Source organism: Paenibacillus algorifonticola, from assembly GCF_050481745.1.
Taxonomy (GTDB): domain Bacteria; phylum Bacillota; class Bacilli; order Paenibacillales; family Paenibacillaceae; genus Pristimantibacillus; species Pristimantibacillus algorifonticola_A.
In genome coordinates this window covers 852,173-878,907 of the sequence record NZ_JBCNGR010000008.1, presented here as the reverse complement: position 1 = coordinate 878,907, position 26,735 = coordinate 852,173, and the positions used below count along the sequence as shown (strand labels likewise).

26 protein-coding genes are annotated in these 26,735 nt (G+C 44.2%); 20 read left to right on the top strand and 6 right to left on the bottom strand.

Translation table 11 applies throughout. The annotated features are described in order from the left end of the window. Positions 1–66 precede the first annotated feature (66 nt). From ABEW34_RS11440 to gtfA, 8 genes are all read left to right on the top strand, one after another. Positions 67–1,044: a LacI family DNA-binding transcriptional regulator gene (locus tag ABEW34_RS11440; RefSeq protein WP_430158383.1), complete on the top strand. Its 978-nt coding sequence runs from the start codon at positions 67–69 to the stop codon at positions 1,042–1,044. A gap of 26 nt (positions 1,045–1,070) precedes the next feature. Then, positions 1,071–2,015, top strand: a complete 945-nt coding sequence (locus tag ABEW34_RS11435; RefSeq protein WP_430158380.1) for an alpha/beta hydrolase — start codon at positions 1,071–1,073, stop codon at positions 2,013–2,015. A gap of 219 nt (positions 2,016–2,234) precedes the next feature. Next, complete coding sequence (locus ABEW34_RS11430; protein ID WP_430158378.1) at positions 2,235–3,242, top strand: LacI family DNA-binding transcriptional regulator; 1,008 nt, start codon at positions 2,235–2,237, stop codon at positions 3,240–3,242. Between the two features lie 228 nt (positions 3,243–3,470). After that, positions 3,471–4,826 carry an ABC transporter substrate-binding protein gene (locus tag ABEW34_RS11425; protein WP_430158376.1) on the top strand — a complete coding sequence of 452 codons (1,356 nt, stop codon included), beginning with the start codon at positions 3,471–3,473 and terminating at the stop codon, positions 4,824–4,826. 110 nt (positions 4,827–4,936) lie between these two features. Continuing rightward, positions 4,937–5,818: a carbohydrate ABC transporter permease gene (locus tag ABEW34_RS11420; RefSeq protein ID WP_430158373.1), complete on the top strand. Its 882-nt coding sequence runs from the start codon at positions 4,937–4,939 to the stop codon at positions 5,816–5,818. Then, the gene (locus ABEW34_RS11415; protein WP_430158372.1) at positions 5,818–6,642 is read left to right on the top strand and encodes a carbohydrate ABC transporter permease; all 825 of its coding nucleotides are present in this window, start codon (positions 5,818–5,820) and stop codon (positions 6,640–6,642) included. The genes ABEW34_RS11420 and ABEW34_RS11415 overlap by 1 nt, the downstream gene beginning before the upstream one ends. A 25-nt stretch (positions 6,643–6,667) precedes the next feature. Further along, positions 6,668–7,624 carry a carbohydrate kinase family protein gene (locus ABEW34_RS11410; protein WP_430158370.1) on the top strand — a complete coding sequence of 319 codons (957 nt, stop codon included), beginning with the start codon at positions 6,668–6,670 and terminating at the stop codon, positions 7,622–7,624. An 11-nt stretch (positions 7,625–7,635) separates the two neighbouring features. After that, entirely contained in the window at positions 7,636–9,105 is a 1,470-nt protein-coding gene (gtfA, locus tag ABEW34_RS11405; protein WP_430158367.1) for a sucrose phosphorylase, read from the top strand. Between the two features lie 122 nt (positions 9,106–9,227). Here gtfA and ABEW34_RS11400 read toward each other — a convergent pair whose 3' ends face one another. Genes ABEW34_RS11400 through ABEW34_RS11390 form a run of 3 tightly spaced genes read right to left on the bottom strand, consistent with a single transcriptional unit; the run spans position 9,228 to position 11,444 of the window. Next, positions 9,228–9,950, bottom strand: coding sequence for an amino acid ABC transporter ATP-binding protein (locus tag ABEW34_RS11400; protein WP_430158364.1), 723 nt, complete (start codon positions 9,948–9,950; stop codon positions 9,228–9,230). After that, positions 9,947–10,603, bottom strand: coding sequence for an amino acid ABC transporter permease (locus ABEW34_RS11395; RefSeq protein WP_430158361.1), 657 nt, complete (start codon positions 10,601–10,603; stop codon positions 9,947–9,949). The genes ABEW34_RS11400 and ABEW34_RS11395 overlap by 4 nt, the downstream gene beginning before the upstream one ends. 40 nt (positions 10,604–10,643) lie before the next feature. After that, on the bottom strand, positions 10,644–11,444 hold the full coding sequence (locus ABEW34_RS11390; protein WP_430158358.1) for a transporter substrate-binding domain-containing protein: 801 nt from the start codon (positions 11,442–11,444) through the stop codon (positions 10,644–10,646). A gap of 310 nt (positions 11,445–11,754) precedes the next feature. On the opposite strand from ABEW34_RS11390, the gene ABEW34_RS11385 reads away from it, so the two are divergent. Genes ABEW34_RS11385 through ABEW34_RS11375 form a run of 3 tightly spaced genes read left to right on the top strand, consistent with a single transcriptional unit; the run spans position 11,755 to position 13,617 of the window. Next, complete coding sequence (locus ABEW34_RS11385; RefSeq protein WP_430158356.1) at positions 11,755–12,141, top strand: GntR family transcriptional regulator; 387 nt, start codon at positions 11,755–11,757, stop codon at positions 12,139–12,141. Further along, on the top strand, positions 12,138–13,022 hold the full coding sequence (locus tag ABEW34_RS11380; protein ID WP_430158354.1) for an ABC transporter ATP-binding protein: 885 nt from the start codon (positions 12,138–12,140) through the stop codon (positions 13,020–13,022). Before ABEW34_RS11385 ends, ABEW34_RS11380 begins: the two co-directional genes overlap by 4 nt. After that, complete coding sequence (locus ABEW34_RS11375; protein WP_430158352.1) at positions 13,003–13,617, top strand: ABC-2 transporter permease; 615 nt, start codon at positions 13,003–13,005, stop codon at positions 13,615–13,617. Before ABEW34_RS11380 ends, ABEW34_RS11375 begins: the two co-directional genes overlap by 20 nt. Before the next feature lie 102 nt (positions 13,618–13,719). On the opposite strand, the gene ABEW34_RS11370 is transcribed toward ABEW34_RS11375, so the two are convergent. Both ABEW34_RS11370 and ABEW34_RS11365 read right to left on the bottom strand, forming a co-directional pair. Next, positions 13,720–14,616 carry a response regulator gene (locus tag ABEW34_RS11370; RefSeq protein ID WP_430158349.1) on the bottom strand — a complete coding sequence of 299 codons (897 nt, stop codon included), beginning with the start codon at positions 14,614–14,616 and terminating at the stop codon, positions 13,720–13,722. Continuing rightward, positions 14,606–15,922, bottom strand: coding sequence for an ATP-binding protein (locus ABEW34_RS11365; RefSeq protein ID WP_430158346.1), 1,317 nt, complete (start codon positions 15,920–15,922; stop codon positions 14,606–14,608). Before ABEW34_RS11365 ends, ABEW34_RS11370 begins: the two co-directional genes overlap by 11 nt. 228 nt (positions 15,923–16,150) lie before the next feature. Between ABEW34_RS11365 and kduI the strand changes: the two genes are divergently transcribed. The 7 genes from kduI (at position 16,151) to ABEW34_RS11330 (ending at position 22,622) form a co-directional block, all read left to right on the top strand. Further along, positions 16,151–16,981: a 5-dehydro-4-deoxy-D-glucuronate isomerase gene (gene kduI / locus ABEW34_RS11360; protein WP_056043359.1), complete on the top strand. Its 831-nt coding sequence runs from the start codon at positions 16,151–16,153 to the stop codon at positions 16,979–16,981. Position 16,982: 1 nt separating this feature from the next. Beyond that, positions 16,983–17,735, top strand: coding sequence for a DeoR/GlpR family DNA-binding transcription regulator (locus ABEW34_RS11355; RefSeq protein ID WP_430158343.1), 753 nt, complete (start codon positions 16,983–16,985; stop codon positions 17,733–17,735). A gap of 33 nt (positions 17,736–17,768) precedes the next feature. Then, a complete protein-coding gene (gene kduD, locus ABEW34_RS11350; RefSeq protein ID WP_430158340.1) occupies positions 17,769–18,524 on the top strand; it encodes a 2-dehydro-3-deoxy-D-gluconate 5-dehydrogenase KduD in 756 nt (251 codons plus the stop codon). Between the two features lie 10 nt (positions 18,525–18,534). Further along, positions 18,535–18,903, top strand: a complete 369-nt coding sequence (locus ABEW34_RS11345; RefSeq protein ID WP_430158337.1) for a hypothetical protein — start codon at positions 18,535–18,537, stop codon at positions 18,901–18,903. Beyond that, on the top strand, positions 18,873–19,802 hold the full coding sequence (locus ABEW34_RS11340; RefSeq protein WP_430158605.1) for a phosphotransferase family protein: 930 nt from the start codon (positions 18,873–18,875) through the stop codon (positions 19,800–19,802). Before ABEW34_RS11345 ends, ABEW34_RS11340 begins: the two co-directional genes overlap by 31 nt. A gap of 248 nt (positions 19,803–20,050) precedes the next feature. Further along, the gene (locus tag ABEW34_RS11335; protein ID WP_430158334.1) at positions 20,051–21,562 is read left to right on the top strand and encodes a malate:quinone oxidoreductase; all 1,512 of its coding nucleotides are present in this window, start codon (positions 20,051–20,053) and stop codon (positions 21,560–21,562) included. Positions 21,563–21,851: 289 nt separating this feature from the next. Continuing rightward, positions 21,852–22,622, top strand: a complete 771-nt coding sequence (locus ABEW34_RS11330; protein WP_430158331.1) for an SDR family NAD(P)-dependent oxidoreductase — start codon at positions 21,852–21,854, stop codon at positions 22,620–22,622. 175 nt (positions 22,623–22,797) lie between these two features. On the opposite strand, the gene ABEW34_RS11325 is transcribed toward ABEW34_RS11330, so the two are convergent. After that, entirely contained in the window at positions 22,798–23,409 is a 612-nt protein-coding gene (locus tag ABEW34_RS11325) for a TetR/AcrR family transcriptional regulator C-terminal domain-containing protein (RefSeq protein WP_430158328.1), read from the bottom strand. A 173-nt stretch (positions 23,410–23,582) separates the two neighbouring features. Here ABEW34_RS11325 and ABEW34_RS11320 point away from each other — a divergent pair, with 173 nt between their 5' ends. Beyond that, a complete protein-coding gene (locus tag ABEW34_RS11320) occupies positions 23,583–23,951 on the top strand; it encodes a DUF4180 domain-containing protein (protein ID WP_430158325.1) in 369 nt (122 codons plus the stop codon). A 256-nt stretch (positions 23,952–24,207) separates the two neighbouring features. After that, positions 24,208–26,442, top strand: coding sequence for a helix-turn-helix domain-containing protein (locus tag ABEW34_RS11315; RefSeq protein ID WP_430158322.1), 2,235 nt, complete (start codon positions 24,208–24,210; stop codon positions 26,440–26,442). The last annotated feature ends 293 nt before the right edge of the window (positions 26,443–26,735 follow it).

Sequence of the window (26,735 nt, the reverse complement as noted above, 5' to 3'; positions counted from 1 at the left end):
TGCCAAACTTATACTAGGGGTAATTATTGAAAGAAATTTCTATTCTAGTGGGAAGGAGGAAGCCCAATGTCGACGATTAAGGATATTGCGGAGAAAGTAGGGGTGAGCGTCACTTCTATTTCTAGAGTACTGAACAATAGGGGATATATTAGCGGGAAGCTTAAGAAAAGAGTGCAGGAAGCAATGGATGAGTTGAACTATCAACCCAATCAAGTTGCCCGATCCTTGATACTGAAGAAATCCAATATTATCGGTCTCATCATTCCAGACGTCTCACACCCGTTCTTCGGGGAAGTGACCAATCATATCGAATATTATGCTGACAAGAACGGATACAAAATATTGCTTTGTAATTCGCAATTAAACATGGTTAAAGAAAAAGAGTACATTAATATGCTGAAGGCCAGCCAGGTTGATGGAATTATTATGGGCAGCCACACGATGGACATCAAAGAATACACTTCCATCAAGCTGCCAATGGTGACCTTGGATCGTCAAATCGCGGATACGATTCCCTATATTTCATCCGATAATTATAAGGGTGGAGAGTTGGCTACAAATTTGCTGATAAATAAGGGCTGCAAAAAAATTGCACATATCAGCGGAAATCTTCATCTTAATCTATTGGCAAAATTGAGACATGATGCGTTTAAACAAGTGATTACAAACAATGACATGGAGCATATCGTTTTACAAACTGATTTGAATGGCTTTGATTATGATGAATATGATCAGCTGGTCACCAAAATGTTTCTGGAAAATCCAGATATAGACGGGGTATTCGCTAGCAGTGATATCATCGCTGCTCAGGTATTAAAAGAATGCCATCGACTAGGCAAGTCCGTTCCTCGGGATGTGAAAATTGTAGGGTACGATGGTATTCAATTAGGAAAGCTTATAACTCCCGCTATTACAACGATTAAACAGCCAACCAAGGAAATTGGCAAAATGGCTGTGAGACTCATCATGGGTCAGATTCAAGGCGAAGCTGTATCACAGGAAAATATATTGCCAATTGAATTGATTGAGAGAGAAACAACCTAAAAGCCCATTGAATCAGGAGGATGAATATGAATTTCAAAAGCAGAGTATTACCGGAGCTCCGAGCAACGTTAGAGCAGCTTCCACCATTAGACTTGCCAAACGATTTGCAGCTTTTTCGAAGCTTTCCAGTACAAGAGATAGAGAAGTCTCCTCATGTGGCAACGAGAAACCAAATGATTTCCGGCCCATCCTCAACTTTGCTGTTAAAGATTTATGAGCCTGTCAACAGACTCGAAACAGCCTTGCCTGCATTATTATGGATTCATGGCGGGGGGTATGTTATTGGGCATCCAGACTCAGATGATGGTTTGTGCGAAAGATTTGTTTTGGACACCCAGTGTGTCGTCGTTTCCGTTGATTATCGTCTTGCTCCTGAGCACCCTTATCCAGCGGCGATAGATGACTGTTATGCCGCACTAAAGTGGATGGCTTCTGCAAGTGAATTAAATATAGATTTAACAAGAATTGCCGTCGCTGGAGCTAGTGCGGGCGGTGGTTTAACGGCGGCACTTTCTTTAATGGCTCGTGATCAAGGTGGACCTGCTATCTCTTTTCAAATGCCATTGTATCCGATGATTGATGATCGTAATGTAACGGCTTCCAGTCATGAAATCACCACAAACCGTTCGGTTTGGAATCGTGATAATAATAGGGCAGCTTGGGGGCTATATTTAGGTGAGCATGCCTCCGGCACCATTTCCCCCTATGCTGCTCCTTCCCGTGCAGAAAGCTATGCAGGACTGCCGCCTACGTATACATGTGTCGGACAATTAGATCCTTTCCGAGATGAAACGATTGAATATGTGGCACGCCTTGCTCAAGCTGGTGTAGAAGTAGAGTTTCAAATGTATCCAGGCTGCTTCCACGCTTTCGAATTAGCTGCTCCGCAAGCGGAAGTCAGTAGGCGGGCTAGTAAAGGCTACGTCGAAGCTTTAAATAGAGCATTTCATCCTCAGAAAATGGGAATTTAATCGCTGGTTTATTCCGGTAGAATATAAAAAACGGTTGCTTTCGCAGCCGTTTTTTATATTCTCTAATGCGTATAAGTCCTTGTATTTGCTTCATTAATGATTTGTTCCTGCTATACTGTAATGAGTATTCATTTTTAGGATTGTAAGTAAGAAGTATCCTAGATGGGTTTTTGTTTATACTAGAACGATTACTGTTTAAACCATAAGGGAGGAAACCTGATGCCTAAAATAGATGATGTGGCTAAAAAAGCGGGAGTCTCAGTCACTACGGTATCTCGCATTCTTAATAATCGAGGTTACATAAGCAGTACTACACGTGAAAAAGTCTATCAGGTTATGGAGGAGCTAAACTATCAACCGAATGAACTTGCACGGTCATTGTTCAGGAAAAAGTCGAATTTGATTGGCCTTATTATTCCAGAGATTGCCCACCCATTTTTCAGTGAATTAACACAACATATTGAATATTATGCATTTCAAAATGGTTATAAATTATTATTATGCAACTCGCAAAATGATCGGACAAAAGAAAAACAATATATTGATATGCTGAAAAAAAATCAAGTGGATGGCATCATCATGGGGAGTATGCTGTTAGAAACGGATGATTATTTGCAATTAAAACTGCCTTTAGTATCATTTGATAGAAATATTGCTGAACATGTTCCTTTGGTGACCTCTGACAATAAGACTGGCGGGGGACTGGTGGCAAAGTTATTGCTTGATAAGGGATGCCGAAAACTGGCATTTATATATGGTGGCATAAAAGGCTACAATGGTGACTTATTAAATAATAAAAGCCTATTTTCAGGACTTAGATATGAGGGGTTTTCAGCTGAGTGCAAGGAAAGAAACATCCAGATTGTGAACTTTCACTTGGAAATCAATGATTATACAGATATCGATAACGGTGTAGAACAGCTTATTCGATTTTTTCAAGAAAATAAGGAGGTTGATGGCATATTTGCAACGAGTGATGTCATTGCTGCCTATGTCATTCAAGCGTGTTTAAAGCTTAATAAGAAAATTCCTGACGATATCAAGATTATTGGTTATGATGACGTGGTTCTAGCCTCCTTAATTATGCCTAGAGTAACAAGTGTGAAGCAACCGATTGAGGAAATGGCCAAACAATCGGTAGAAATCCTTATTCAGCAAATTAACGGTGAGACGGTGAAGAAAGATTATGTACTTGGGGTCTCCTTAGTAGAGAGAGGGACGACCTAGGAAGGTGGGGATGAGCGATGAGCACGTCCCCTTTTTCATGCTCAGAAATTTCATCCGCATAGTCTGGATTTGTCATCTGTAGAGAATATTTTCTACCGCATGGAGGCATAATAACCCTACAATTATAATTTATATGTCAACCGCTTGACATACTATATGTCAAACGGTTAACATATAAATTGAAAGTGAGTTGATTGCGCTTTCAAAACTAATTATGGGGGAGTAACAATGAAAAGATCCAAAGTAATAATTTTAGGTGTTTGTATGGCGTTAGTGTTTTCGTTATTAGCAGCATGTTCCAAAAATAATAGCACCAGTAATGATTCAGAAGCGTCCAGCGGGTCAAACTCATCCCAGTCGTCTAAGGAAGTGAAGCTCACATTTTTTAACACCTCCGCTGAAATAAATACGGTTTTTGAAAATCTTTTTAAAGTCTACAAGCAAGAGCATCCAAATGTCACAATAGAACTGATCCCAACAGCCATTGGCGGAGAACAGCTTCAAAAATTTCAATCCCTTTTAGCTTCCGGCAAGCCGGCAACGATCGCTAACCTTGATGCGGGAACGATTTATCAATATAAAGATAAATTCCTTGATCTGGAGTCGGAGAAAGAAAAATATGAAAATCTTGCTCTGCCAGGTGCTATAGATGGCGCATTGCTGGACGGCAAATTCATCGGGGTACCTTATACGGCTCAAGGATATGGATTGTTGTATAACAAACGTGTTGTTGATGAAGCAATTGGTAGTTCTTTCGATCCATCAACGATTAAAACAAGAAGTGATCTTGAGGCTCTATTCAAAAAAATTGAGGCTGCTGGTAAAGCTCCGGTCATTATCCACGGCGCAGATTGGTCCTTAGCTGCTCACTATCAAGGATTGGCATACTCGCTGCAATCCAACAATGTGGAGGAAAACCGTAAATTTGTAGAAGAGCTTAAACAAGGCACGGTCGATTTGTCGACGAATCAAGCATACAACGGTTTGATGGATACATTCGACCTGTTGAAAAAATACAATGCAAGAAAAGCTGATCCATTAGTTGCCGACTACAATAAAGATAGTGCTGATTTTGCGAAGGGCGAAGCAGCCTTTTATTTCATGGGTGACTGGTCATGGGCCGTTATTGGACCTCTTGAAGGACGTGATAAAGATTTTGGCATACTTCCGGTTCCTATCAGCGATAATGCTGCTGATTTTGGAAATTCGCAAGTGGCTTACACGGAGCCGAAATTGTTTGCCATTGATAATTCGGGTTCAACACCAGAGCAGCAGGAAGCGGCTAAAGCTTTTATTGAATGGATGATTACAAGCGAAGCGAGTCAAAAAGCCATTATCGGTGAAGCGGGCCTTGCTATGCCTTATAAAGATCGCAAGGTGGAAAGCTCAAACCCAATGTCTAGTGCGATTTCGAAATATGTGGCTGAAGGTAAAACAGTTAATATCGGGGTTATCAACTACTTCCCTTCGGATTGGTGGTCAAAAACGGGTGCTTCTATGCAAAAGTATTTAGTGGATAAAATCGATCGGGCAGGACTAACCAAAGAAGTGCAGGATTATTGGAAATCAACCGCTGGGAAATAATGAATACGTATCAATCCTGACAGATCATAGGGGTGAAGCATATATGCCGATCCCCTTCTCTGATCTGAAGTTGAATTTACCAATTAAAATGATAAGAGGATGTAATGGCTATGACAAACAAGAAGTTTCTTCATAACACAGGCACCTTTCTAATCTTTGGAGGTCCCTCCATATTTGCCTTTTTTGCTGTTGTTCTGATTCCCTTTCTATTCGGGCTGTATCTCACGTTTACAAACTGGGATGTACGAAGCGGAGATCATACTTTTCTAGGCTTAGCAAATTACGTAGAGGTATTTCAAGATAAGACATTCCTCACTCAATTATGGTTTACCTTGAAATATGTGCTTTTTACCGTTGTTATCGCCAATGTTGCTGCATTTTTTCTTGCATTTGCTTTAACCAGCGGATTTAAAGGACAGCAATTACTTCGGACAGGCTTTTTTACACCTAATCTTATTGGCGGTCTAGTGCTGGGCTACTTGTGGCAGCTTCTATTTTCGCAGGTTTTACCTTATTTGGGCCAAAAATATGGCTGGGCGATATTTGAAACCTCGTGGCTGACTGATACGGACAAAGCCTTTTGGGCATTGGTTATCGTTTCGGCATGGCAATTAATCGGATATTTAATGATTATTTATATTTCTGGACTTATGAGTGTCCCGGTTGATGTTATAGAGGCTGCAGGCATCGACGGAGCAAATGGATTTGCTAAAATTCGCAAAATTATTTTGCCGCTTTCTGCGCCAGCAATTGTGATTTGTATTTTCATTTCCATTTCACGTTCTTTTTTGACTTACGATCTTAACCTGGCTTTAACCAAAGGGGGGCCCTTTAATTCGACTGAATTGTCATCCTATCATGTAGTCCAAAAAGCGTTTCTTTCAAATGAATATGGGGTGGGTCAGTCTGAAGCCGTTGTATTATTCGTAATTGTGGCTGTTATTGCTTTGACCCAAGCGTACTTTCTGAAAAAATTGGAGGTCGAAGCGTAATGCGGAGTCCTAAACCATTAGCATTTTTAAAAACAATCCTTCTTTATATCGTCCTATTGTTGTTTTTATTGCCTTTTTTACTGGTGATATTGAATACTTTTAAAACGACTCAGCAATTTGTAGAAAATCCGTTATCTTGGCCTAAGCAATTTAATTTTAATAATTACATGAAAGCCATTGAAGATATGGACTTTATGACTGGCTTTTTAAATTCCAGTATCATTACGATTAGCAGTGTTTTTATTATTATTTTCTTTTCGTCGATGACAGGCTATTTGTTCGTTCGTTTTAAATGGAAGGCTAACAGTATATTATTTTTTGCCATGCTGGCCTCTATGACTCTTCCCTTTCAGGCATTGATGATTCCTCTTGTTTTGATCTATGGGGAACTAGGTCTTCTAAATTCCCAAGGAAGTTTGCTCTTTATGTATTTGGGGTTTGGTGTTCCGTTTGCAGTATTTACTTTCCATGGATTTATGAAAGGTGTGCCGCTTGAGCTTGAGGAGTCAGCCTTCATCGACGGAAGTACAAGGTTAAGAACTTTTTTTCAAATTGTTGTTCCGCTGTTGAAGCCGGTTATGGTCACTCTTATTGTTCTAGACACACTTTGGATTTGGAATGACTATTTGCTGCCGAGTTTAATTTTGCAATCGCCATCTATGAGGACATTGCCTCTTTCTAACTATGGATTTTTCTCAACCTATTCCGTCGATTTTTCTCCATTAATGGCAGGGTTAATCATGACGATTATTCCGGTACTTATTCTTTATCTTTTGCTCCAAAAACAAATCATTAAGGGGATTACAGAAGGAGCTCTGAAATAAAGTACAGACAAGAGGAGTAGATGATGTGTTTGGGTTTGACGATAAAATAAAGTTTGGAAATCAAAAGAACGATCTCTTAGCTGTAGGGGAGCTTCTTATCGATATGATAGCTGCAGAATATGATGAAAATTTTGAAAGCCAGACGTTTAATAAGTTTTTCGGTGGATCGCCTTCGAATATTGCTATGAATGTTAAGAAGCTAGGCATCCATTCTCTAGTTGCCTCTGCTGTAGGGGAAGATGGTTTAGGATCTTATTTAATCAATCAATTGCGAAAGATGGATATCGATACAAGTGGCATCCAGCGAGCTAAATATTCAACCAGTATGGTTGTTTTAACAAAGAGCACCGCAACTCCTGTTCCTATATTTTATAGAGGGGCGGACTATCATTTAGCCTTTAATTCAGTCCTTAATGAGTCTTTGATGAATTCAAAGATCGTTCACTTTTCCTGTTGGCCTATTTCCATGGAACCCGTGCGTCATACGATCGAAAAAGTGATTGAAATAGCAAGAAATAATCATATTCTGGTAGGCTTCGATCCCAACTATCATCCAATGATATGGCAAAATGGCGAAGATGGCATCGAATATGTAAAATCCATCATTGGCAAGGTTGATGTTATCAAGCCCTCTGAGGATGATGCAGAAAGATTGTTTGGAAAAGACACGCATGAAAACCAGATGAAAAAGTTTCTGGATCTGGGTGCAAAGCTAGTCATTATGACCTTGGGTAAGGAAGGCGCAATCGTTTCAAATGGAATAGAGACGCTAAAATACAGCTCCTTAGCGACAAAAGTTATAGATACGACAGGGGCGGGTGATGCGTTCTGGTCAGGATTTTATACAGCAGCTATTAAAGGATATACGATTAAAGACGCCATAAGCCTAGGTTTTGCAGTCAGCGCGTATCAGCTGAAATATACGGGAGCGGTTGTGGATCTGCCAAAGCTTGAAGCCATTAAAGAACAATATGGATTATAGGAGGACCTAGTATGGCCGTGAAAAATCAGGTGCAGCTCATCACTTATCCCGATTCAATGGGTGGAGACTTGAAGGCTCTTAACCGTGTCCTTCTTGAGCATTTTACAGATGTGTTTAAAGGTGGCATTCATATTCTACCGCCTTTCCCATCTTCAGGAGATAGAGGATTCGCTCCATTGACTTATCTGGATATCGAGCCTAGCTTTGGTACGTGGGAAGATATCAGAGCCATTGGAGATCATTTCGATGTATTAGTTGATTTAATGGTTAACCATATTTCAAGGCAATCGGAGTATTTCCAAGACTTTCTCCAAAAAGGACGGAAATCCGAATATGCTGATTTATTTTTAACCTTGGATAAGCTTTGGGAGGCAGGGGAGCCGGTTCAAGAGGATATTGCCAAAATGTTTTTGCGGCGGCCATTACCCTATTCCACCTATACCATTGCGGAAACAGGGGAAGAAGAGAAGGTTTGGACGACGTTCGGAAAAACAGATCCATCGGAGCAAATTGATTTAGATATAAACGCCCAGCTGTTCAAACAACTGATTACAGATTTCTTTATGAATTTTAAGCGGCAAAATGTAAAAATAGTCAGACTCGATGCGGTCGGATATGTGATTAAAAAACTTGGAACGAGCTGTTTCTTCGTTGAGCCGGACATATACGAATTTCTTGATTGGATGATGGAACTCGCAAATTCGTTAGAAATAGATTTGCTTCCCGAGGTACACGCTCATTATACGACCCAATACAAGCTGGCAGAGCGCGGCTACTGGATCTATGATTTTATACTGCCATACAGAGTGCTTGAGGCTCTGATCAATAAGTCCAGTGATGATCTTTGTCATTATCTTAGAACCCGGCCTGAGAAGCAGTTTACTATGCTGGACTGTCATGATGGAATACCCGTTAAACCAGATATGGATGACCTCATCGATACGCAAGAGGCAAGGAAGTTAGTGGATGTTTGCTTAGAAAGAGGCTCCAACCTCAGCCTTATTTTATCGGACGAGCATAAGGCTGACGATGGCTTTGATGTTCATCAAATTAGATGCAGTTTTTACTCTGTTCTGAATGGGGATGACGATGCCTACTTGGCAGCCAGAGCCATTCAATTTTTTGCACCAGGAGTGCCTCAGGTTTATTATGTTGGTCTACTTGCAGGAGAAAATGACCTTGAAGGTGTAACGAAAAGCGGAGAAGGCCGTGAAATTAACCGCCACAATTTTAGCCTGGAGGAAATTGAGCAGTCGCTAAAAAAAGAAGTCGTGCAGAGACTTTTAAAGTTAATCAGGTTCAGAAATGACTATGAAGCTTTTAATGGAAAATTTACAGTGTTGGATTCATCTAAGGATGAAATTAGATTGGCATGGAAAAAAGAGGATTGGTCCTGCAGTTTGTTTATAAATCTTCATACAAATAAGTCTGTCATTGAATATTCGGATGTCGAGGGCAGAACCGTTCAATATGTTGTATAACAAGATAACTCTGGCAAGCAGACTACAGCAAAATAGCTTAAAGAAGCTTTCACTCCACATGTATAAGGGGAGTGAAAGCTTCTTTTTCATTAACCATCGTTGTTTTGTGAAAATTACTTTTCTTACAGCACCTTGCTCAGAAAAGCTTGCGTACGCTCATGCTGGGGCGTATCGAAAATAGCAGCGGGCGGACCCTGCTCCACAATATAACCGCCATCCATGAAAATAACACGGTCAGCGACTTCGCGGGCGAAGCCCATCTCATGCGTTACGACAACCATCGTAATGCCTTCATGAGCCAAAGCCTTCATGACCTGAAGCACCTCGCCGACCATTTCCGGATCAAGTGCCGACGTTGGCTCGTCGAACAGCATGACCCGCGGGTTCATCGCCAGCGCACGAGCGATAGCGACACGCTGCTGCTGTCCGCCGGACAAGCGGGCGGGGTATTCATCCTTTTTGGCGGCAAGACCGACTTTATCCAGCAGCGCTAAAGCCTGCTTTTCATTCGTCTCCTTGCTCACCTTCTTAATATGCTTAGGCGCCAGCATAATGTTCTCCAGCACCGTCAAATGAGGAAATAAATTAAACTGCTGGAACACCATGCCGACATTTTGCCGCAGCTTGTCAATATTCGTTTTAGGAGCCGTGACGGTTACGTCGCCGATGGTTACAACGCCGGATGTCACTTCCTCCAGCAAATTAAGACAGCGCAGGAAGGTGCTTTTGCCAGAACCGGAAGGGCCGATAATGCAGACGACTTCCTTCTCGGTAATCGTGGTGGATATATCCCGCAGCACCTCGTTGTCGCCAAACTTTTTCTGCAAACCTTCTACCATAATCATTTCAGGCTCAGCCTCCTTTCAAGCACACGGGACAGGCGTGAAATACCGTAAATAATGATGAAATACAAGACGCCGACCGTTCCCCATATTTCAAAAGCGCGGTAGTTGGTAGAGATGATAATTTCACCGCTCTGGGTCAGCTCCCTAATCCCGATTACGGACAATAACGACGTATCCTTGATGCTGATCGTACACTGATTGACGAAAGCGGGAATCATGCGGCGGAACGCCTGCGGCAAAATGACGAGGCGCATCGTCTGCACCTGGCTGAGGCCGAGGGAGCGGGCGGCTTCCCGCTGCCCTTTATCAATCGACGTAATGCCGGCGCGGAAAATTTCCGCAATATAAGCACCGGCATTGGCGCTGATTGCGATGATCCCCGCTGTCTCCGCAGGTATGCGGATGTCGAGAAAGGCCGGCAAGGCGAAATAAATGAAAAACACTTGGACGAGCAGCGGTGTACCGCGAATAATATCGATGTAAAGTGTTGCAATAAACTTTAAAATTTTACTTGATGATGAATTCATCAATCCCGTAATTAATCCGATTACGAATGCAATCAGCAGCGAGATGACAACAATTTTGACCGTTATCCATAGCCCTTGCAGCAGCAAAGGCATCGCATCCACAATAACTTGCCACGAGGACATCATGAAATTCACAGCTCCTTCATTTCACAGGATATCTTCGTCTTTATTTTGCAGACGTTCCTATATATTTGTTAATGATTTCATCGTATTTGCCGCTTTCCTTCAGCTTCTTAATGCCGTCATTGATTTTTTGCAGCAGTTCTTCGTTGTCTTTGCTCACTGCGATGCCATAATGGTCGCCTGTCAGCCTTTCGCCAACGATTTTCAAATTGGCGTTCGGATCAACCGCCAGCTTATAAGAGATAACGGGATAATCTTCAATGGTAGCGTCGGCATTTTTGTTCACAACCTCTTGGAACATCGCGGGACTATCGTCAAAATAATTGAGGGTAATGTTGTATTGCTTCGCTAATTCCTCGGCTTTTTTAGAGCCGGCCGTCCCTTTTTTAATCGCAATGACTTTGCCTTTCAAATCCTCTGGCTTCGTAATCGTGTCATTATCCGAACGTACAACCAGCGACAAACCCGCTTCGAAATACGTATCGGACAGGTTCACGACCTGCTTGCGCTCATCTGTAATACTGATGCCGGCAATGGCAGCGTCGAGCTGTTTGGCAGAAATCGCCGGGATAATGCCTTTAAAATTCATAGGCTTCAAATCAACCTTAAAGCCTTCCAGCTCGCCAATGGCATGGATGATATCGATGTCGATGCCGACATATTTGCCATCCTGCTGGTATTCGAAAGGAGGGAATGTAGCATCTGTTCCAATGGTGTACGTCACAACCTCATTTGAAGAACCCGTGCCGTCCGAAGCGGATGGTGTTTTTTCGTTGCTGCTGCCGCATGCGCTAAGGGAAAGAGCAAGCAGGCCGGTAATTAAAAATGTTCCGATTTTCTTCATAAATGAAAACCCCATTTCCATTAATGTTAGACTTATTGACCTTCTGCCACCTATTTTAAAGATCCGACTATAAAAAATAATAAAATCCGACAGAAAATAATGTCGGAGAAATTTGTAAGCGCTTTACATTTACCATTTCGCCATAAACTCTGTTAGATAAGGTTACGCAAGTGGGAGCAGCTATTCGCCAAAATAGAAAAAGACGCATAATATGCTCGAAGCTTTGTATAGCCAAGCGTTATTGACATATACGGATCGCATAGTGTATATATACTATATATACATTAAACAGCTAAGCATGGTGATGGAAATGAACATTATTTTATCCAACGCTTCGAATGATCCGATCTATGTACAAATTACCCAGCAAATTCGCAGTCTGATTTTAAGCGGGACACTTGGCCCAGGACAACCGTTGCCCTCCATTAGGCAGCTGGCTAAGGATTTGCAGATCAGCGTTATTACGACGAAGCGGGCTTATGAGGAATTGGAGAAGGAAGGGCTTATTGACTCTGTCGTTGGCAAGGGATCATTCGTAGCCGGCATAAACGCCGATTTTGTTAGAGAGCAGCGAATGAAGCGGCTGGAGCAGCAAATGCTGGCGGTCATTAAGGAGGGGAAGGCGTTACGCCTTAGCCTGAGTGAAATTCAGCAGCATATGCAGCTGCTATATGAGGAAGGAGATTTTGACACATGAGTGACATCATTAAACTGACCGAAGTATCCAAGCAGTATAAAATGTTCGGCATCGAGCCCCTGTCCTTCACGTTCAAGCAGGGGTACATAACCGGGCTGATTGGCCCGAATGGGGCAGGCAAAACGACATTAATTAAAATGATTATGGGCATTACCCGGCCGGATAAGGGGGAAATCACGATTTTTGGACAGTCCCAAAGCTTGAAGGAGGCGGAAATTAAGCAGCGAATCGGCTTCGTATCCGATGAGTGCCATTATTATGAGCATTTATCGATCCAGTCGATGAAAAATATTCTTGCCCCGTTTTATAAAAAATGGGACGATCATGCTTTTTCCCGGTTGCTCGAGCGCTTTGAGCTGTCTTCCAAAATGAAAATAAGAAGTCTATCCAAGGGGATGAAAATGAAGCTGGCTCTAGCCTTTGCGCTATCCCATCAGGCGGATCTGCTCATTATGGATGAGCCGACAGCGGGGCTTGATCCGGTTTTCAGGCGCGAGCTGCTGGATTTACTGGCCGAAATCATGCTGGATGAGCGGAAATCGATCTTATTTTCGACCCATATTACGACCGATCTGGACAGGATTGCGGATTATATAGCTTTTCTACATCGCGGCAGGCTGGTCTTTAACGAGTCGAAGGAGCAAATTCAGGAGCGGTATGTGCTGGTGAAAGGACCATCAAGCTTGCTTGAGGCTCCGAATGTCAAAGCCTCTATTATCGGCATTCGGGAATCGTTGGTCGGATTTGAGGGACTGACAGACAAGGGGCAGGCAATAGCTGCCATAGTGGGAACAAGCGCGCAGCTTAGCCGGCCTACACTGGAGGATATTATGTATTTTACCGCAAAGGGGGAGAAGGGCTATGCTGCTGCTGTTACGTAAGGATTTGTTTATTTTGCGCTATTACTTTTTGTATGTGCTGCTTTATTTGTATTTATTCGGCTTCATAATGTATAACCAAGCTTCCTTCATTTTGGTAGCTGCGCTTTCTGCTATTATGCTCATGACCTTTTCCGCTTCCTTGGATGCCAAAAATAAAAGCATGATCGTCATTGCCAGCCTGCCTGTCAGCAGTAAATCGATCGTGCAGGCGAAATATGCAGCCGTCCTTTTATTTGCACTCATAGGGATTGTCGCGAGTGCTTCCGTATACGCCATCAATATAACAATAGTAGGAAGGGAAATGGTGTATGCGGCTTCCTTTATTCCAATCATTTTTTTCATTATTGCTGTTTATGCTTCGCTTTATTATCCGATCTATTACCGGTTTGGTTTTAGTGCAAGTCGGATAGTTGGCTTGGTTGCGGTTGCCCTTCCTGTGACTTTTCTTATGGCTTTGGGAGGTGTGTCCAGCAGCTCGGATTCGCTAAGCTTTCCGGCTGCAGTGAGTGCAGTCCTTCTAGCGGTGGGCTGTTTACTGCTAATTGTTTCTTATCGGCTTTCCCTATTCTTTCTGGATAAAAAAGGAGTAGCCTGACCGTTTACGCTTGAAATAGAGGAAAGGATATGATGTATGGATCCATTCTCTCTATTTCTCCGCGAAACGTTAGCTTAGCCGCCAGAGGACGGCGACAGCCGTTTACGCTTGTTTCATTTTTTCCATTGCTTCCATAAAGAACACTTGTAGAAACTTTTTGATATTGACCTTGCCCTTATCGGGCGCGGTGTCCTCGTCCATCATCTTCATCTTGAGCCGGACATCCTTAAAATCAAAATAAAGCGGGGCATAATGCTCGAACTTCGGATTGCTGTAATCCGTCAGCCCGATGGAGGCAATATTCGTTAGTGCAGCCAAGACGGCGCGGCGCATCCGCTGCTCAATCGCTTTGCTTTCCTTGTCTATGTCACTCTGGCTTTGCTTGCTGGTACGAGCAACGGCTTCATACAATCCCTTTAATGGCGGGAAAGCAGCGGGCTGCGGCTGCGCGGCCAAATGCTCGACGGCGGCGATCATATCGCGGCTTCCAGCTTCACTAATAATGCCCATATCCATTAAAATGTGGCGGGCAGCTTCGCGGATGCTGCGCTCCTGCACGGCTGGCGGACGCTCGACAATATCAAGCTTGGCGAGCGACTGCTTCATTTCCGTTACATAACGCTCATATTTCCAGCTTTCATTCATCTTATGTAGAACAGCTTGCACTTCAACGCGATTGATGGGCTTATGGATAAAAAATTCAATGCCGCTGCGATAAGCTTTTCCAACCATATCTTTGTTATCTATTTGCGAGATCATAATAAACTTGCCGGCGTAGCGGATGGCCCGGAGCTGGTCGATCGTCGTAATGCCGTCCTGATCGGGCATGAGCATGTCGATCAATACAACATCCGGCTTCAGCTCATCGATCAGCATCACAGCCTCAACTCCTCCTCCAGCTGTTCCCAATACTTCGCCTAAACCAGATTGTTCAATTATATTGTGCAGCATACGTCTGCTGACGGCATCATCATCTACGATTACGAAGCTAATGGACATGGAGTACCTCCTTCAAGTTTGGCGTTGTATTAGGATGGTTTAACGCAGCAAGCGACAGCTCGACGATAAAAGCGGTGCCCGGCCCAGCATCCAGCTGCTCTGCGCGAATCGAGCCCTCGAATGAAGAAATAATATCACGCACATGGGACAATCCGATCCCGGTTGCTGCGATTCCCGTCTGATCAAATTTGGTGGTGAAGCCTGGCTCAAATACAAGCTCCACTTCCTCTGGCGGTATGCCTTTGCCAGAATCGGCAACGATAAAGATCAGCTTGCCGCCATGCTGGCTGATTTCAATGTCAATGGAACCGCTGCTTTCAATCGCTTCTACGGCATTTGCCACCAAATTGTTCAATATAGTGAGCAGGGCTATATAATGAGGCGTAATCAGATCAAGCGCTACCTGCTGCTTGAAAACAATCTTTTTCCCCAGCATTTCGCTATACTCCATATTGCCTTTCCTCACATAATGGACGACCTCTACGAGGCTCATCTGGGTAAGTGTCTCATTATTGAACAGCTTTAGCAGCCCAGCGAGAATACGCTGTGTATCTTTTTTAACCTCATGAATTTGCTGGGTGACGACGAGCGCCTGCTTGGCGAGCAGAGACTGCTCCTGCCGCAGCTTGTCGTACAGCTCGAAGCTGCTGGCCGTAATGCCTTCAATATTATCCATCGATTTCCGCAAGTAGAACGCTTCCCCATACAGACTGGAACCGACATTCAGCATTTGCTCCATGCGCTTCTCTTGCTCGGCATGGAGCATTTTGAATTGCTGGATGGCTATGCTGTTGTACAGCCCGATCACAAAGTAGCTGCGAATAACGGCTGTCATGAGCAGCAGGGCCAGTTCATTGAAGTGATAGGGCGCTGTGCCGAGAAATAGATTTCGAAACAGAAGCTCCAGTAAATTGGAGGAGAAGTCCACAAGTGTGACGAGTGCGCCCAGCGCCAGCGGCTGAATTTCCTTGGAGCGTCCCAGCAGCTTGCCGAGACACCAGGCGAAGAAGGTATAGTATAGGGCGGCGGGAGCATTATTTTGCAGGCCAGCTAATAGAGAAGTGGAATTCGTGTAGATCAGCCACTCCACGGATTGGAAGATGACCGCGGCAATACCGGCTAGAAACCCCGTTTTTACAAACGAAAGATGGCGAAATTGCAGCAGAAAAAATAAAAAGATGCTGACGCCGAGCCCAATGCGGTAAAAATCCCCGCTAAACGGAGTGATTCTGAATTCGGCCCCGATGGCTGTTGCGAGCGCGATGCCGACCATTTGTATTTTTTCATTGCGAAATAAAGAATGCATTTAGCTCGCTCCGCTCCTAAGTGGCGATCTTTGATGATATATACCCTAACATAAAAATGGCATTTTTGAATAGTATGGTTGCGGCACATCAGTGGTTTTTTGCAAAGAATGCTGTAAGGGTATTGTTTAAGTTTGAAAAGGTGTGTTATTATTAAAACGAACATTTTCAAACCTATTCAGGTGCGCCTGATTATTTCATTTTATTATCCTTGAGGAGGAACTATTAATATGGAAATTCGCCACACAACTAACCCAACGGATGTAAAGCAATATACGACGGAGCGTCTTCGTCAGGAATTTTTGATCGAAAGCCTGTTTGAGCAGGATCGCCTTACTTCTGTTTACACGCACTATGACCGCATGGTTGTTGGCGGCGCGTTCCCGGTGAACGAGAAGCTGGCACTGGAAGCGGGAGATACGCTGAAAACCGAATATTTTCTGGAGCGCCGCGAAATTGGCTTCCTGAACATTGGCGGAGATGCTGTTATTACTGTTGATGGCGAGTCTTACGAGCTGAGCCGTCTTGACGTTTTATATGTAGGTAAAGGCAAGCGCGACGTTCAACTGGCAAGCAAGGACAAAGCCAATCCAGCGAAGCTGTACTTCTGTTCAGCGCTGGCGCATGCAGAATATCCGACTCGCAAAATGACGATGGAAGAAGCGAACCCTACTCACCTTGGTTCCCTGGAAACGTCCAACGAGCGCGTATTGTACAAGTATATCCATGGCGATGGCATTCAAAGCTGTCAATTAATGCTGGGCGTAACGAGCCTCAAAACAGGCAGCGTTTGGAACACAATGCCTTCACACGTACATGACCGTCGTATGGAAGCTTACCTCTACTTCGATGTGAATCAGGATGCACGCGTATTCCACATGATGGGCGAGCCTTCGGAGACGAGACATCTGGTCGTTGCCAATGAACAGGCGATTATTTCGCCGCCATGGTCGATTCACTCGGGCGTTGGTACGAGCAACTATACATTCTGCTGGTCGATGGCGGGCGAGAACTACACGTTTACGGATATGGACGCTGTGAAAATGGAAGAGCTTAAGTAACATGCTTGCCGCTGAACGTCATCGACAAATTATTATTCAGCTGGAGGAGAAGGGCAGTGTCAAAGTATCCGAGCTGAGCGAGCGTTTCAAGGTGACGGAAAAGACGGTACGCGAGGATTTGGAGAAGCTGGAGGAGAAGGGGCTGCTGAAGCGCATGCATGGCGGAGCGGTGCTTCCTCCAGATGATGAGAGCTTGCTCCCTTTGCAATATCCTAACAGCAAGCATCAGCAGGAGAAGGCGGCAATTGCCGAGCAGGCGTTAACCCATATTGCTGAAAATGACATTATTGCGCTGGATGCAGGCAGCACGACGCTTGAAATCGCGCGGCGGCTCAAAAACATGCCGCTGACCGTGCTCACGAATGATCTGCTTATTATTCGCGAGCTGACGGCAAAGGAGCAGATCCGCCTCGTCATTCCCGGCGGCTATCGTTTTCAAAATCTGCTCATTGGTACGGACTGGCAGGAGTGGGTCAAGCGGCTGAATGTTCATAAGCTGTTTTTATCGACGACGGGCATTCATCTGGAGTACGGGCTGACGATTTTCACCGAGGAGCTTGCCAAGCTCAAGCAGGTATATATGGAATGCTCGCGCGAAATCTATTGCGTAGCTGACCACAGCAAGTTCGACAAGGGTGCGCTTCTTACGTTTGCCGAATTGAAGGATGTCCATACGATCATTACCGATTCGCACATAGATCCGGCTGTCGCTGCCAAATACGAGCAGCACGGTGTGCGCATTGAAAGATCCTGATTTTTACAGGTAGAAAAGAAGGATGGTGCAGAGATGAGCTTTTTCGATTTGACAGGAAAAACAGCGATTGTGACAGGTGCCGGACGTGGTCTGGGCGCGGCAATTGCTGTAGGCTTGGCGAGAGCGGGAGCAGATATTGCGCTGGTTACGAACAGCACGCCTCCTGCAGAGGTAGAGAAGGAAATTCAGGCGCTTGGCCGCAAAACGGTATCGATTCAAGCTGATGTATCTGATCGCAGCCTGCTGCCGGGCATTATCGATCAGACGCTGGCAGGACTTGGCCGTTTGGATATTTTGGTCAATAATGCGGGTATTATTCGCCGTACGCCTGCTGCTGATCACAGCTTTGAGGATTGGCAGGCGGTGCTTGACGTCAATCTGAATTCGGTCTATGTGCTCAGCCAGCTGGCTGGACGCCATATGATTGAGCAGGGCTCAGGCAAAATCATCAACATTGCGTCGATGCTTTCGTTCCAGGGCGGCATTAATGTGCCGGGTTACACCGCGAGCAAGCATGCGGTTGCTGGTCTGACGAAGGCGCTTGGCAATGAGTGGGCTTCGAAAAATGTGCAGGTGAACGCGATTGCTCCAGGCTACATGAGCACAGACAACACCGAGGCGCTTCGCGAGGACCCGGTTCGCAGCAAGCAAATTCTCGACCGTATTCCAGCAGCGCGTTGGGGCGAATCCGAAGACATGATGGGGCCGGCGATTTTCCTTGCCTCCGCTGCATCGAATTATATGAATGGCCACGTCCTCTGTGTAGATGGCGGTTGGATGAACCGCTAGTCTTTGTATTTTGGGTGAAGGTGAAACGGCTTTCGCCGCCCTCTGGCGGCGCGCGGCATTTCAGTCCGAGAAATATAGAGAAAGTATGGCGAAATCATATACCTTCCTATATTTAAAAAAAGTAACCGCCTTGGCGGCTCCTCTTATGGGACCGTTATTGGCGGTTACTTATTTATGTATGGCTATTTTTTTCGAGAACTTATTCAACATCATAACAGAACGTAAAGAAACAGTCTATACTTTTGGTGAAATTTGTAATAAATTTGAGGTGCCGGCAAAAAAAGAAGAATGGAGTGTTGATCCGTGGCTTTATTTTGCCATCTCAAGCTTGATGATTTACAGGAGTATGTGGGGACGGTTTTTGGCACCGATTATGTAGTTGCAAATGTATCCACAATGCATGGTGGTGCACAAAAAGTGGTTTACAAAATAGACTGCACTAATCACTTTTCCTGCGTCTTATATGTATGGGATCTTAGTATGAATTTTTTTCTAGAGGAAATAGCAAGCGCTTCTATAGCTGATCAATCCTATGGCGGTCATTTATTTGAAATGAATAATCGATTTTTAAGAGAACATGGTATTCAGACCCCTGCTCTTTATAATCTAAATACGGAAAGAAGCCGCTACCAATTTGATTACGCCCTCGTGGAGTATGTAAACGGACATAAGGCGGAACAATATTTCCAACACTCCGATACAAAAGTTCAAGACCAATTATTTGAGCGGATCGGAGATATGCTTACTTGCATGCACGCCAACGAAAGACAGAGCTACGGAAAGCCTAGTCAAGTCGGAGAGCATCTGGGGAGCTGTCATTTATTGCAATTGGAAAATGCGCAAGAGCAGTTATCCTATGCGGTCAATCATATTGAAAGCATCAGAGTAAACCAAAGCAGGCTGCTCGAAAAATTGCATGAGCTTGAATCCCGCATCGAGCCTAGAAATCGCTATGGATTTATACATGGGGAGCTCGGTCCCGATCATATCTTGGTTACTGACCAATTAGAGCCCTATCTCATCGATATCGAAGGAGCTGGATTTTATGATATTGAACATGAGCATAGCTTTTTAGAATTGCGTTTCAGGGATTTTTACCGCTATTTGAAAAAGGATACTCTTGACCATAACCGAATGTTATTTTATCAATTCCATCATCATATCGCTTTAACCTCAGGTGGCTTGAAGCTGCTTCATCGAGGATTTCCGGATCAATCATTTGCCAAAGGCCTCGCTGATTATCAATGCAGACGAACATTGCAGTTTATAGAAGGCTGAAATGGCAGGAGAGGGGCTGTAACGGTTGTATTTTGCAACGTTACAGCTATGTTCAAAATCAGTACTAACAGTGAGTGATTTTTGTGATATGATAATAGTAATGTTCAAACGTTCAGTTACATGTTACCTTTTGTTGTGAATGCTATGTAAAGGCTTTATAATAGTAAATATCTTAATACTTTAATAATTGTGATCAACTGGAGAACCTACATTTTTTCTTCAAATATTAGTGTGTAAGGACGGTAGAAATGAGCAACAGACAAACCAAAACAGACGTTATCTTAATTGGTGCCGGTATCATGAGTGCGACTTTGGGGTCACTGCTGAAAGAACTAGTACCGGACTGGGAAATTACAGTAATTGAGCGCCTTGCAAGCGCAGGAGAAGAAAGCTCTAACGAATGGAACAATGCAGGAACGGGGCATTCTTCCTTGTGCGAGCTTAACTACACCGTGGAGAAACCAGACGGCTCCGTAGACATTAGCAAAGCGATAAAAGTTAATGAGGAGTATCAGGTTTCCAAGCAATTCTGGTCTTATCTTGTGGACAACCAATTAATCCGAAATCCGCGGGACTTCATTACGCCTTTGCCTCATATGAGCTTAGTACTAGGGGATAAAGATGTAACGTTTTTGAAGAAACGTTTTGAAGCGTTGTCTAACAATCCTCTGTTTCAAGGCATGGAATATTCCGAAGATCCAGGGAAGCTGCAGGAATGGATTCCGCTTATTATGAAGGACCGGACATTGAATGGGCCTATTGCGGCTACAAGAATTGAATCGGGTACGGATGTTAACTTTGGCGCTTTAACGCGCATGTTGTTTACCCACTTGAAGAGTAAAAATGTCGATATCAAATACAAGCATAATGTGGATGATATTAAACGTGCCAGCGACGGCTCGTGGGAATTGAAAGTACGCAATGTAGATAATGGCTCTGTTGAGCGCCGGACTGCGAAATTTGTCTTTATCGGCGGCGGGGGCGGCAGCCTGCATTTGCTGCAAAAATCCGGTATTCCTGAAGGAAGAGGCATTGGAGGATTTCCGGTAAGCGGCATATTTATGGTGTGTAAAAAACCAGAGATTGTCGCGCAGCATCATGCAAAAGTATACGGTCAAGCTCCAGTTGGGGCTCCACCGATGTCGGTTCCGCATCTTGATACTAGATTTATCGATAAGAAGGAATCGTTATTTTTTGGACCGTTTGCCGGCTTCTCGCCAAAGTTTTTGAAAAACGGCTCGATGATGGATTTGCTAGCTTCTGTAAAAACGGATAATTTGGTCACCATGATGGCGGCAGGCGTGAAAAATATGTCATTGACCCAATATTTGATCAAGGAAGTTATGCAATCGAAAGAACAGCGCATGGAGGCTTTACGCCAATTTGTCCCGAATGCCAAAAGCGAGGATTGGGAGCTAGTAATAGCTGGCCAGCGTGTGCAGGTCATTAAAGACACTGCTGCTGGCAAAGGAACGCTTCAATTTGGTACGGAAGTCATTAACGCTGCTGATGGCTCTATCGCTGCCTTGCTTGGCGCATCTCCGGGTGCTTCAACCGCTGTTTCCGTTATGCTTGAGCTGATGGGGAGATGCTTCCCGCAGCATATGAAGGAATGGGAACCGAAAATTAAAGAAATGATTCCTTCATATGGCGTGCAGCTATTGAATAACCCAGAGCTTATAAACGAAATTCATTCATCTACTGCACGGACGCTTGATCTGGGCAGCGAACAGGGCCCAGTCAAGCAGGCTTCTTACTGAAACCTGTGAGACTAAATACCGTTTAAATGGCTACCAATCGAATAGGGTAAACCATAAATAAGAGGCGTCCGGAAATCCGGGCGCTTTTTTTGTTGCCTTCGCTTTGACAAAAATCAGGCAGCTATTTTTTGAAAATCAACACTTTGACCCTCATTTGTTCGTTAAAAAATAATAGTATACAAAACGATTTTAAACCGTTGCTAAACGTACAAAAGCGCTTTCATTTGCCGATTGAGAACGCTCTAAATCCTCCTTATACTAGAGTGGTCAGATAGAAAGGATGATTAGAATGGGTAGATTGACAGGTAAGATAGCCATTATTACAGGGGCCGCCAGCGGCATGGGGCTTGCTGGAGCGCAATTATTTGCCAAAGAAGGTGCAAAGGTCGTCGTAACGGATGTAGTCGAGGATGTGCTGCAGACTAAGGTGAGCGAAATTGTTGAAAATGGTGGAGATGCCATTGCATTGAAGCTGGATGTTTCCAGTCCAGAATCATGGAATGCGGTTGTGGAAGCTACGATTGCCAAATACGGAAAAATCGATATTCTCGTAAACAATGCAGGCATTCATATCGCTAAGGGCATTTTGGAAGCGGAGCTGGCGGATTGGGATAAAGTGATGTCCATTAACACTTCAGGCGTATGGCTTGGCATGAAGGCAGTCATTCCGCATATGCAAAAAAATGGACGAGGCTCAATTGTGAATACGTCATCCATTGCAGCAATTATTGGCGGCATTGCGGATGCACAGGGAGCGGCATACAGCGCATCAAAAGGTGCGGTACGCTCACTTACCAAGCATGCGGCACAATGGTTTGCCAAAGATAATATTCGTGTCAATTCCGTTCATCCGGGAGCGGTGTTTACGGGCATGGTTGAGAAAGCGGGCATTAAATCGCAGGTTGAAATGGGAGAGCATTACAAAAGCCTGGCGCCATTGCATCCGCATGCCGGCGAATCCCTGGATATTGCCTATGCTTACTTGTATTTGGCTTCGGACGAATCCAAATTCGTAACAGGTGTTGAGCTGCCTGTCGACGGCGGCTGGATCAGCAATTAATAAGTCAGATGGCTGAAAGAGCTTCAGGGGATAGCTTAGCCACTGAAAAAGTCCTTTTTAGTTTAGGAAAGGTACAACCACTCATGAAAAATGAGAAGGTTGTACCTTTTTTGTATGATTTATACTAGCTCTACGTACAGAAACGCGGTGATTGTGTAGGTGTATAAGGCAGGCTTCATGCTTGGCTAAGATTCGAACGGTAAACTTCATCAGCGCGGTTTAATCGCGTAAATTCTAACAACTGCTCTGCCATATAGGAAGAGCTATATTTAAAATTGCTTTGCACCCATTCGGTAATGAGGCCGAAGACAGCATTAGCTTGATAACAGGCAAGCAGCTCTTTATCGATTTTCGGGTTTGGAGATATTTCGGTGACATCGTCCAAATACAGCCGTTTGAGCGTTTCATAAACGGTGTTGCGGAAATTCACCAATATACTCGTTGTCACGACTAATGTATAAACAGTAGCATTAGCAAATACATGATCAAAAATTTTAATCGCCGAAGCATTCAAGCTCTGTATATTGAAATTTTGATAATGAAGGTAGGGGGTACGGTAGGACTGGATTAAATCCGCCATCACATCGGCCAAAATATCATCAAGCAGCTCTTCTTTAATCGCATAATGTTTATAAAAGGTGCCGCGATTCAAATCGGCAGTTTTCACAATATCTGTGATGGAAATATCATCAAACGATTTAAACAGCATGTTTTCGAGCAGGGCCTGCTTTAGTGCTGCTTTCGATTTGTGGACTCTTCGATCTATGGATGGCGATGAGTTGAGCATATATATCCTCCCTCTGTAAAAGAATGTTTTCTCAGTCATCCGGTTGATTATCATTATACAAGAAAACAAACGATGCCAAAAGCCAGCAATAGGAGTGTAAAGGTCAAGCTTATAGGTTTATCTTTTTTCGGATGGAATGTGGTGTTACACTACTTATGGGAGGCGAGTGAAAAATGAACATAACCATCGATCAACAAGGCAGTTCCAAAGTTGCGGTTATAGAAAGCCCGGATCTGCTTATTCGCGATGTTCAAGATGCGCTTGATGTAATGGCGTCTGTTAATTACCATCACGAATGCCATAAAATTATGCTGTATAAAGCCAACATAACGGAAGATTTCTTTGAGCTTAAAACCAGGCTTGCAGGCGAGATATTGCAGAAATATGTAAATTATAAGGTGAAGCTGGCCATCGTTGGCGATTTTGATACCTATGACAGCAAGAGCTTAAAAGACTTTATTTATGAATGCAATAACGGCAAGCAGGTATTGTTTTTACGCGACAAACAGGCTGCTGTTCTAGCTTTGCACAATATTACTTAACGATATGCTGATAGCACAGGCAGCCGGCCTGTGCTTTTATATTTTTAATACTTGGAAGGAATAATAAAATGAGTGAACCGCAGCTAAATAGGAACGGTGTTGAAATATTGATAACCACTATTTTGGCTGTCATGAAGTGTTTCGATTCTAGAGGGGCTGTGCTACAATAGACTAACAAAGTATACCGCTTAACTTGTTCTAATTGCGTCAAAATGGTAACGCTTACAAAAATAAATGTTATTGCAGGGGGTTTAACATGCTTAAGCTAAACAACTGGTACTTCCGGTTGCTTGTGTCTTATTTTCCAATTTTGGTGCTTACCGTGTCAATGATTATTTTTTTATCGTTCATTGCACTTAATGAGATATCACGGTCCGAGACTGCTAAGGCAGACAACATCACCACCGGCTATGTGGTGGATAGCGTCGAACGCGCTATACGTGGAGCAGAGTTTAACGCGATGAACGAAGCCGTCAAAAATAAAAGCTACACTACATTTTTAAACGGTTCCTCCGAAACGAGCGACAGATACAGCGTCGTTCATAGTTTGCGTTCGCTTGTAGAGGAAAACGACTTTATCGAATCAGCCTATCTTTATAGGGAATCCGACGATATGGTGCTGACAGCGAGCGGGCAGACCGAGCTGCCGGATTTTGGCGACCGTGATTTTATTCAGCAAGCGAAAAAAAATCTTGATTACCAAGGATGGTCGGCAAGCCGGGAGTATCGGGAATACGACCGACTTAAGCCCGTCAGGGTCATTACGATGCATAAGCGGACGCCGTTCCCGTTCGGAAAAGAAGGCATACTGGTCATTAATGTCGATTTGTATGCAGTTGAACAAATGATCGGCAGTATGACAAGTCACCAGGTATCATTCATGCGAATTACCGATGAAGCTAATAAGCTTATTTATCCCGTCAACAATGGCTCAGATGAATCAGGAGGTGGCAGCGTTCTGACGACAGTCACTTCGGATTCCCTTGGCTGGACTTTCGAGAGTGGGATTCAGGACGGACATTTGCTCGGCTGGGTATCGGTCGTATCCTATGCATGGGTCATTATGGCTATTCTGACATTCGTGGCGGCAATTATTTATATCATTTGGGTAACCCGCCGAAACTACAAGCCGATCCGGTTAATGATGAATCGAATACAGGCACTGCAATTGCGGAGCGGCGACGGGGGAGCGGTTTTGACAGATGATCTGACGATGATTGACCGTGCGCTAGAAAATTTAATCGTGCAGTCGTTGGATCACGAACAGAAGCAGCGTGAAAGCATGATGCTTCAGCGCAGGCAGCTTTTTAATGAGCTTATTAGCGGGGAGCAAAATGGGCTATCTAATGAGCGGATGCGAAAGCTGGATTTGCTGCCGAGCGCCGGAAGGTATGCCGTAATGGTTGTGAAGCTAAACCGTTATGATGATTTCCAGTCTGAAAACACGCTTAACGAGCAAAATGTTCTGAAATTTGCGCTCGGCAATGTCATGCAAGAGTTGGCCCACAACGAAGGCTTGCAGGGCTGGGGAGAATGGCTGGCGCCGGATATCATCGCCTTTATGTTTGCCGTTTCGGATGACGATTCCCCTATGCTGGATCAGCTTCGAACTTCTGCAATCGTTGCACAGCAATGGGTAGGGGAGCATTTGCGTTTTATGCTATCGATTGGGATTGGTACGATCGTAAATGAATGGAGCCAGATTGGACAATCTTACCGTGATGCCCTTTCCGGTATGGAATACCAGCTCTGCATCGGACGCGAGGCGGTAACGTTCAGCGGTGATATTCCGCAGGGCAAACAGTACGGTACGTTTCATTACATCCAAATGTGTACCGATTGTGTGCAGGAATTTAGGCAGACGAATGAAAGCTGGCGCAATACGTTTGAGCAATTATTCAAGCGCCTCTACACGGATACGCTCAAGGATGAAGATATTCATTCGCTCATGCAAATATTTATGCAAATGCTTAGCCGTGAGCTGAAGGATTTGTCGGAATCACTGAATGAATTTCTGGAAGGCGATCGCTCATCTGTACTGCTTGCCAAGCTAAAGACAGCCTCGACTTTGGCAGAAATGAAGGAACAGCTGCTAGAATATTTGGCTGATCTATTCGATGCCTATGTGGCGATGAGCGAGACGAAAAGCTACAAAACGATGATAACGGATATGAAAGCCTACATTCAGGAAAACTTTGCCGATCCAGACCTCTCTCTCAATCATTTGAGCGACCGCTTCCAAATATCAGGAAAGTATGCCAGTTATCTGTTCAAGCTGGAGTACGATATGAAGTTTGTCGATTTTCTTGTGCAGCTTCGAATTCAGCAGGCCGAGCGTCTGCTGGCAAATACGGATGAGACCGTTCAAGGTATTGCTCTTCAGGTTGGCTACGCCAATTCGATTACCTTCGGACGGGTGTTCAAACGGATAACCGGTGTGACCCCGGGTGAATTCCGAAAGCTCAAAATGCGCCCTTCTGTTTTGAATTAGGGTGTTCGAAGCAATAGGGTTATTGTTCTATCAGACACATGTTTATACGAATTGAATCGTTGCTTGTTAAAGCGGCAGTCCGAACAAGGAGTTATGTTCGGACTGCCGCTTTATTTGTCTACCGGAATATAGTTTATCGTCAGAAACGGCTTTATGGCGGGCTTTTTCGTCGTTTGTGGAAAACAGTTTATGACGGGAAAATGATCTGTTCTAATCCTCAAAAGCCTTGCGGGGCAAGGGTTTAGCGGAACGGTTTGCCGCTCCGAAACTGGTTTATTGCAAGAGGGCTGCAA

Bases quoted from the DNA above. Each gene is read 5' to 3' on its own strand.
- ABEW34_RS11330 (WP_430158331.1), top strand. From the start codon at position 21,852: ATGGGTAGATTGACAGGTAAGATAGCCATTATTACAGGGGCCGCCAGC.
- ABEW34_RS11315 (WP_430158322.1), top strand. From the start codon at position 24,208: ATGCTTAAGCTAAACAACTGGTACTTCCGGTTGCTTGTGTCTTATTTT.
- ABEW34_RS11355 (WP_430158343.1), top strand. From the start codon at position 16,983: ATGCTTGCCGCTGAACGTCATCGACAAATTATTATTCAGCTGGAGGAG.
- ABEW34_RS11385 (WP_430158356.1), top strand. From the start codon at position 11,755: ATGAACATTATTTTATCCAACGCTTCGAATGATCCGATCTATGTACAA.
- ABEW34_RS11325 (WP_430158328.1), bottom strand. From the start codon at position 23,409: ATGCTCAACTCATCGCCATCCATAGATCGAAGAGTCCACAAATCGAAA.
- ABEW34_RS11390 (WP_430158358.1), bottom strand. From the start codon at position 11,444: ATGAAGAAAATCGGAACATTTTTAATTACCGGCCTGCTTGCTCTTTCC.
- ABEW34_RS11395 (WP_430158361.1), bottom strand. From the start codon at position 10,603: ATGATGTCCTCGTGGCAAGTTATTGTGGATGCGATGCCTTTGCTGCTG.
- ABEW34_RS11335 (WP_430158334.1), top strand. From the start codon at position 20,051: ATGAGCAACAGACAAACCAAAACAGACGTTATCTTAATTGGTGCCGGT.
- ABEW34_RS11375 (WP_430158352.1), top strand. From the start codon at position 13,003: ATGCTGCTGCTGTTACGTAAGGATTTGTTTATTTTGCGCTATTACTTT.
- ABEW34_RS11425 (WP_430158376.1), top strand. From the start codon at position 3,471: ATGAAAAGATCCAAAGTAATAATTTTAGGTGTTTGTATGGCGTTAGTG.
- ABEW34_RS11365 (WP_430158346.1), bottom strand. From the start codon at position 15,922: ATGCATTCTTTATTTCGCAATGAAAAAATACAAATGGTCGGCATCGCG.
- ABEW34_RS11435 (WP_430158380.1), top strand. From the start codon at position 1,071: ATGAATTTCAAAAGCAGAGTATTACCGGAGCTCCGAGCAACGTTAGAG.
- ABEW34_RS11430 (WP_430158378.1), top strand. From the start codon at position 2,235: ATGCCTAAAATAGATGATGTGGCTAAAAAAGCGGGAGTCTCAGTCACT.
- ABEW34_RS11440 (WP_430158383.1), top strand. From the start codon at position 67: ATGTCGACGATTAAGGATATTGCGGAGAAAGTAGGGGTGAGCGTCACT.
- ABEW34_RS11420 (WP_430158373.1), top strand. From the start codon at position 4,937: ATGACAAACAAGAAGTTTCTTCATAACACAGGCACCTTTCTAATCTTT.
- gtfA (WP_430158367.1), top strand. From the start codon at position 7,636: ATGGCCGTGAAAAATCAGGTGCAGCTCATCACTTATCCCGATTCAATG.
- ABEW34_RS11380 (WP_430158354.1), top strand. From the start codon at position 12,138: ATGAGTGACATCATTAAACTGACCGAAGTATCCAAGCAGTATAAAATG.
- kduI (WP_056043359.1), top strand. From the start codon at position 16,151: ATGGAAATTCGCCACACAACTAACCCAACGGATGTAAAGCAATATACG.
- ABEW34_RS11415 (WP_430158372.1), top strand. From the start codon at position 5,818: ATGCGGAGTCCTAAACCATTAGCATTTTTAAAAACAATCCTTCTTTAT.
- ABEW34_RS11370 (WP_430158349.1), bottom strand. From the start codon at position 14,616: ATGTCCATTAGCTTCGTAATCGTAGATGATGATGCCGTCAGCAGACGT.
- kduD (WP_430158340.1), top strand. From the start codon at position 17,769: ATGAGCTTTTTCGATTTGACAGGAAAAACAGCGATTGTGACAGGTGCC.
- ABEW34_RS11320 (WP_430158325.1), top strand. From the start codon at position 23,583: ATGAACATAACCATCGATCAACAAGGCAGTTCCAAAGTTGCGGTTATA.
- ABEW34_RS11400 (WP_430158364.1), bottom strand. From the start codon at position 9,950: ATGATTATGGTAGAAGGTTTGCAGAAAAAGTTTGGCGACAACGAGGTG.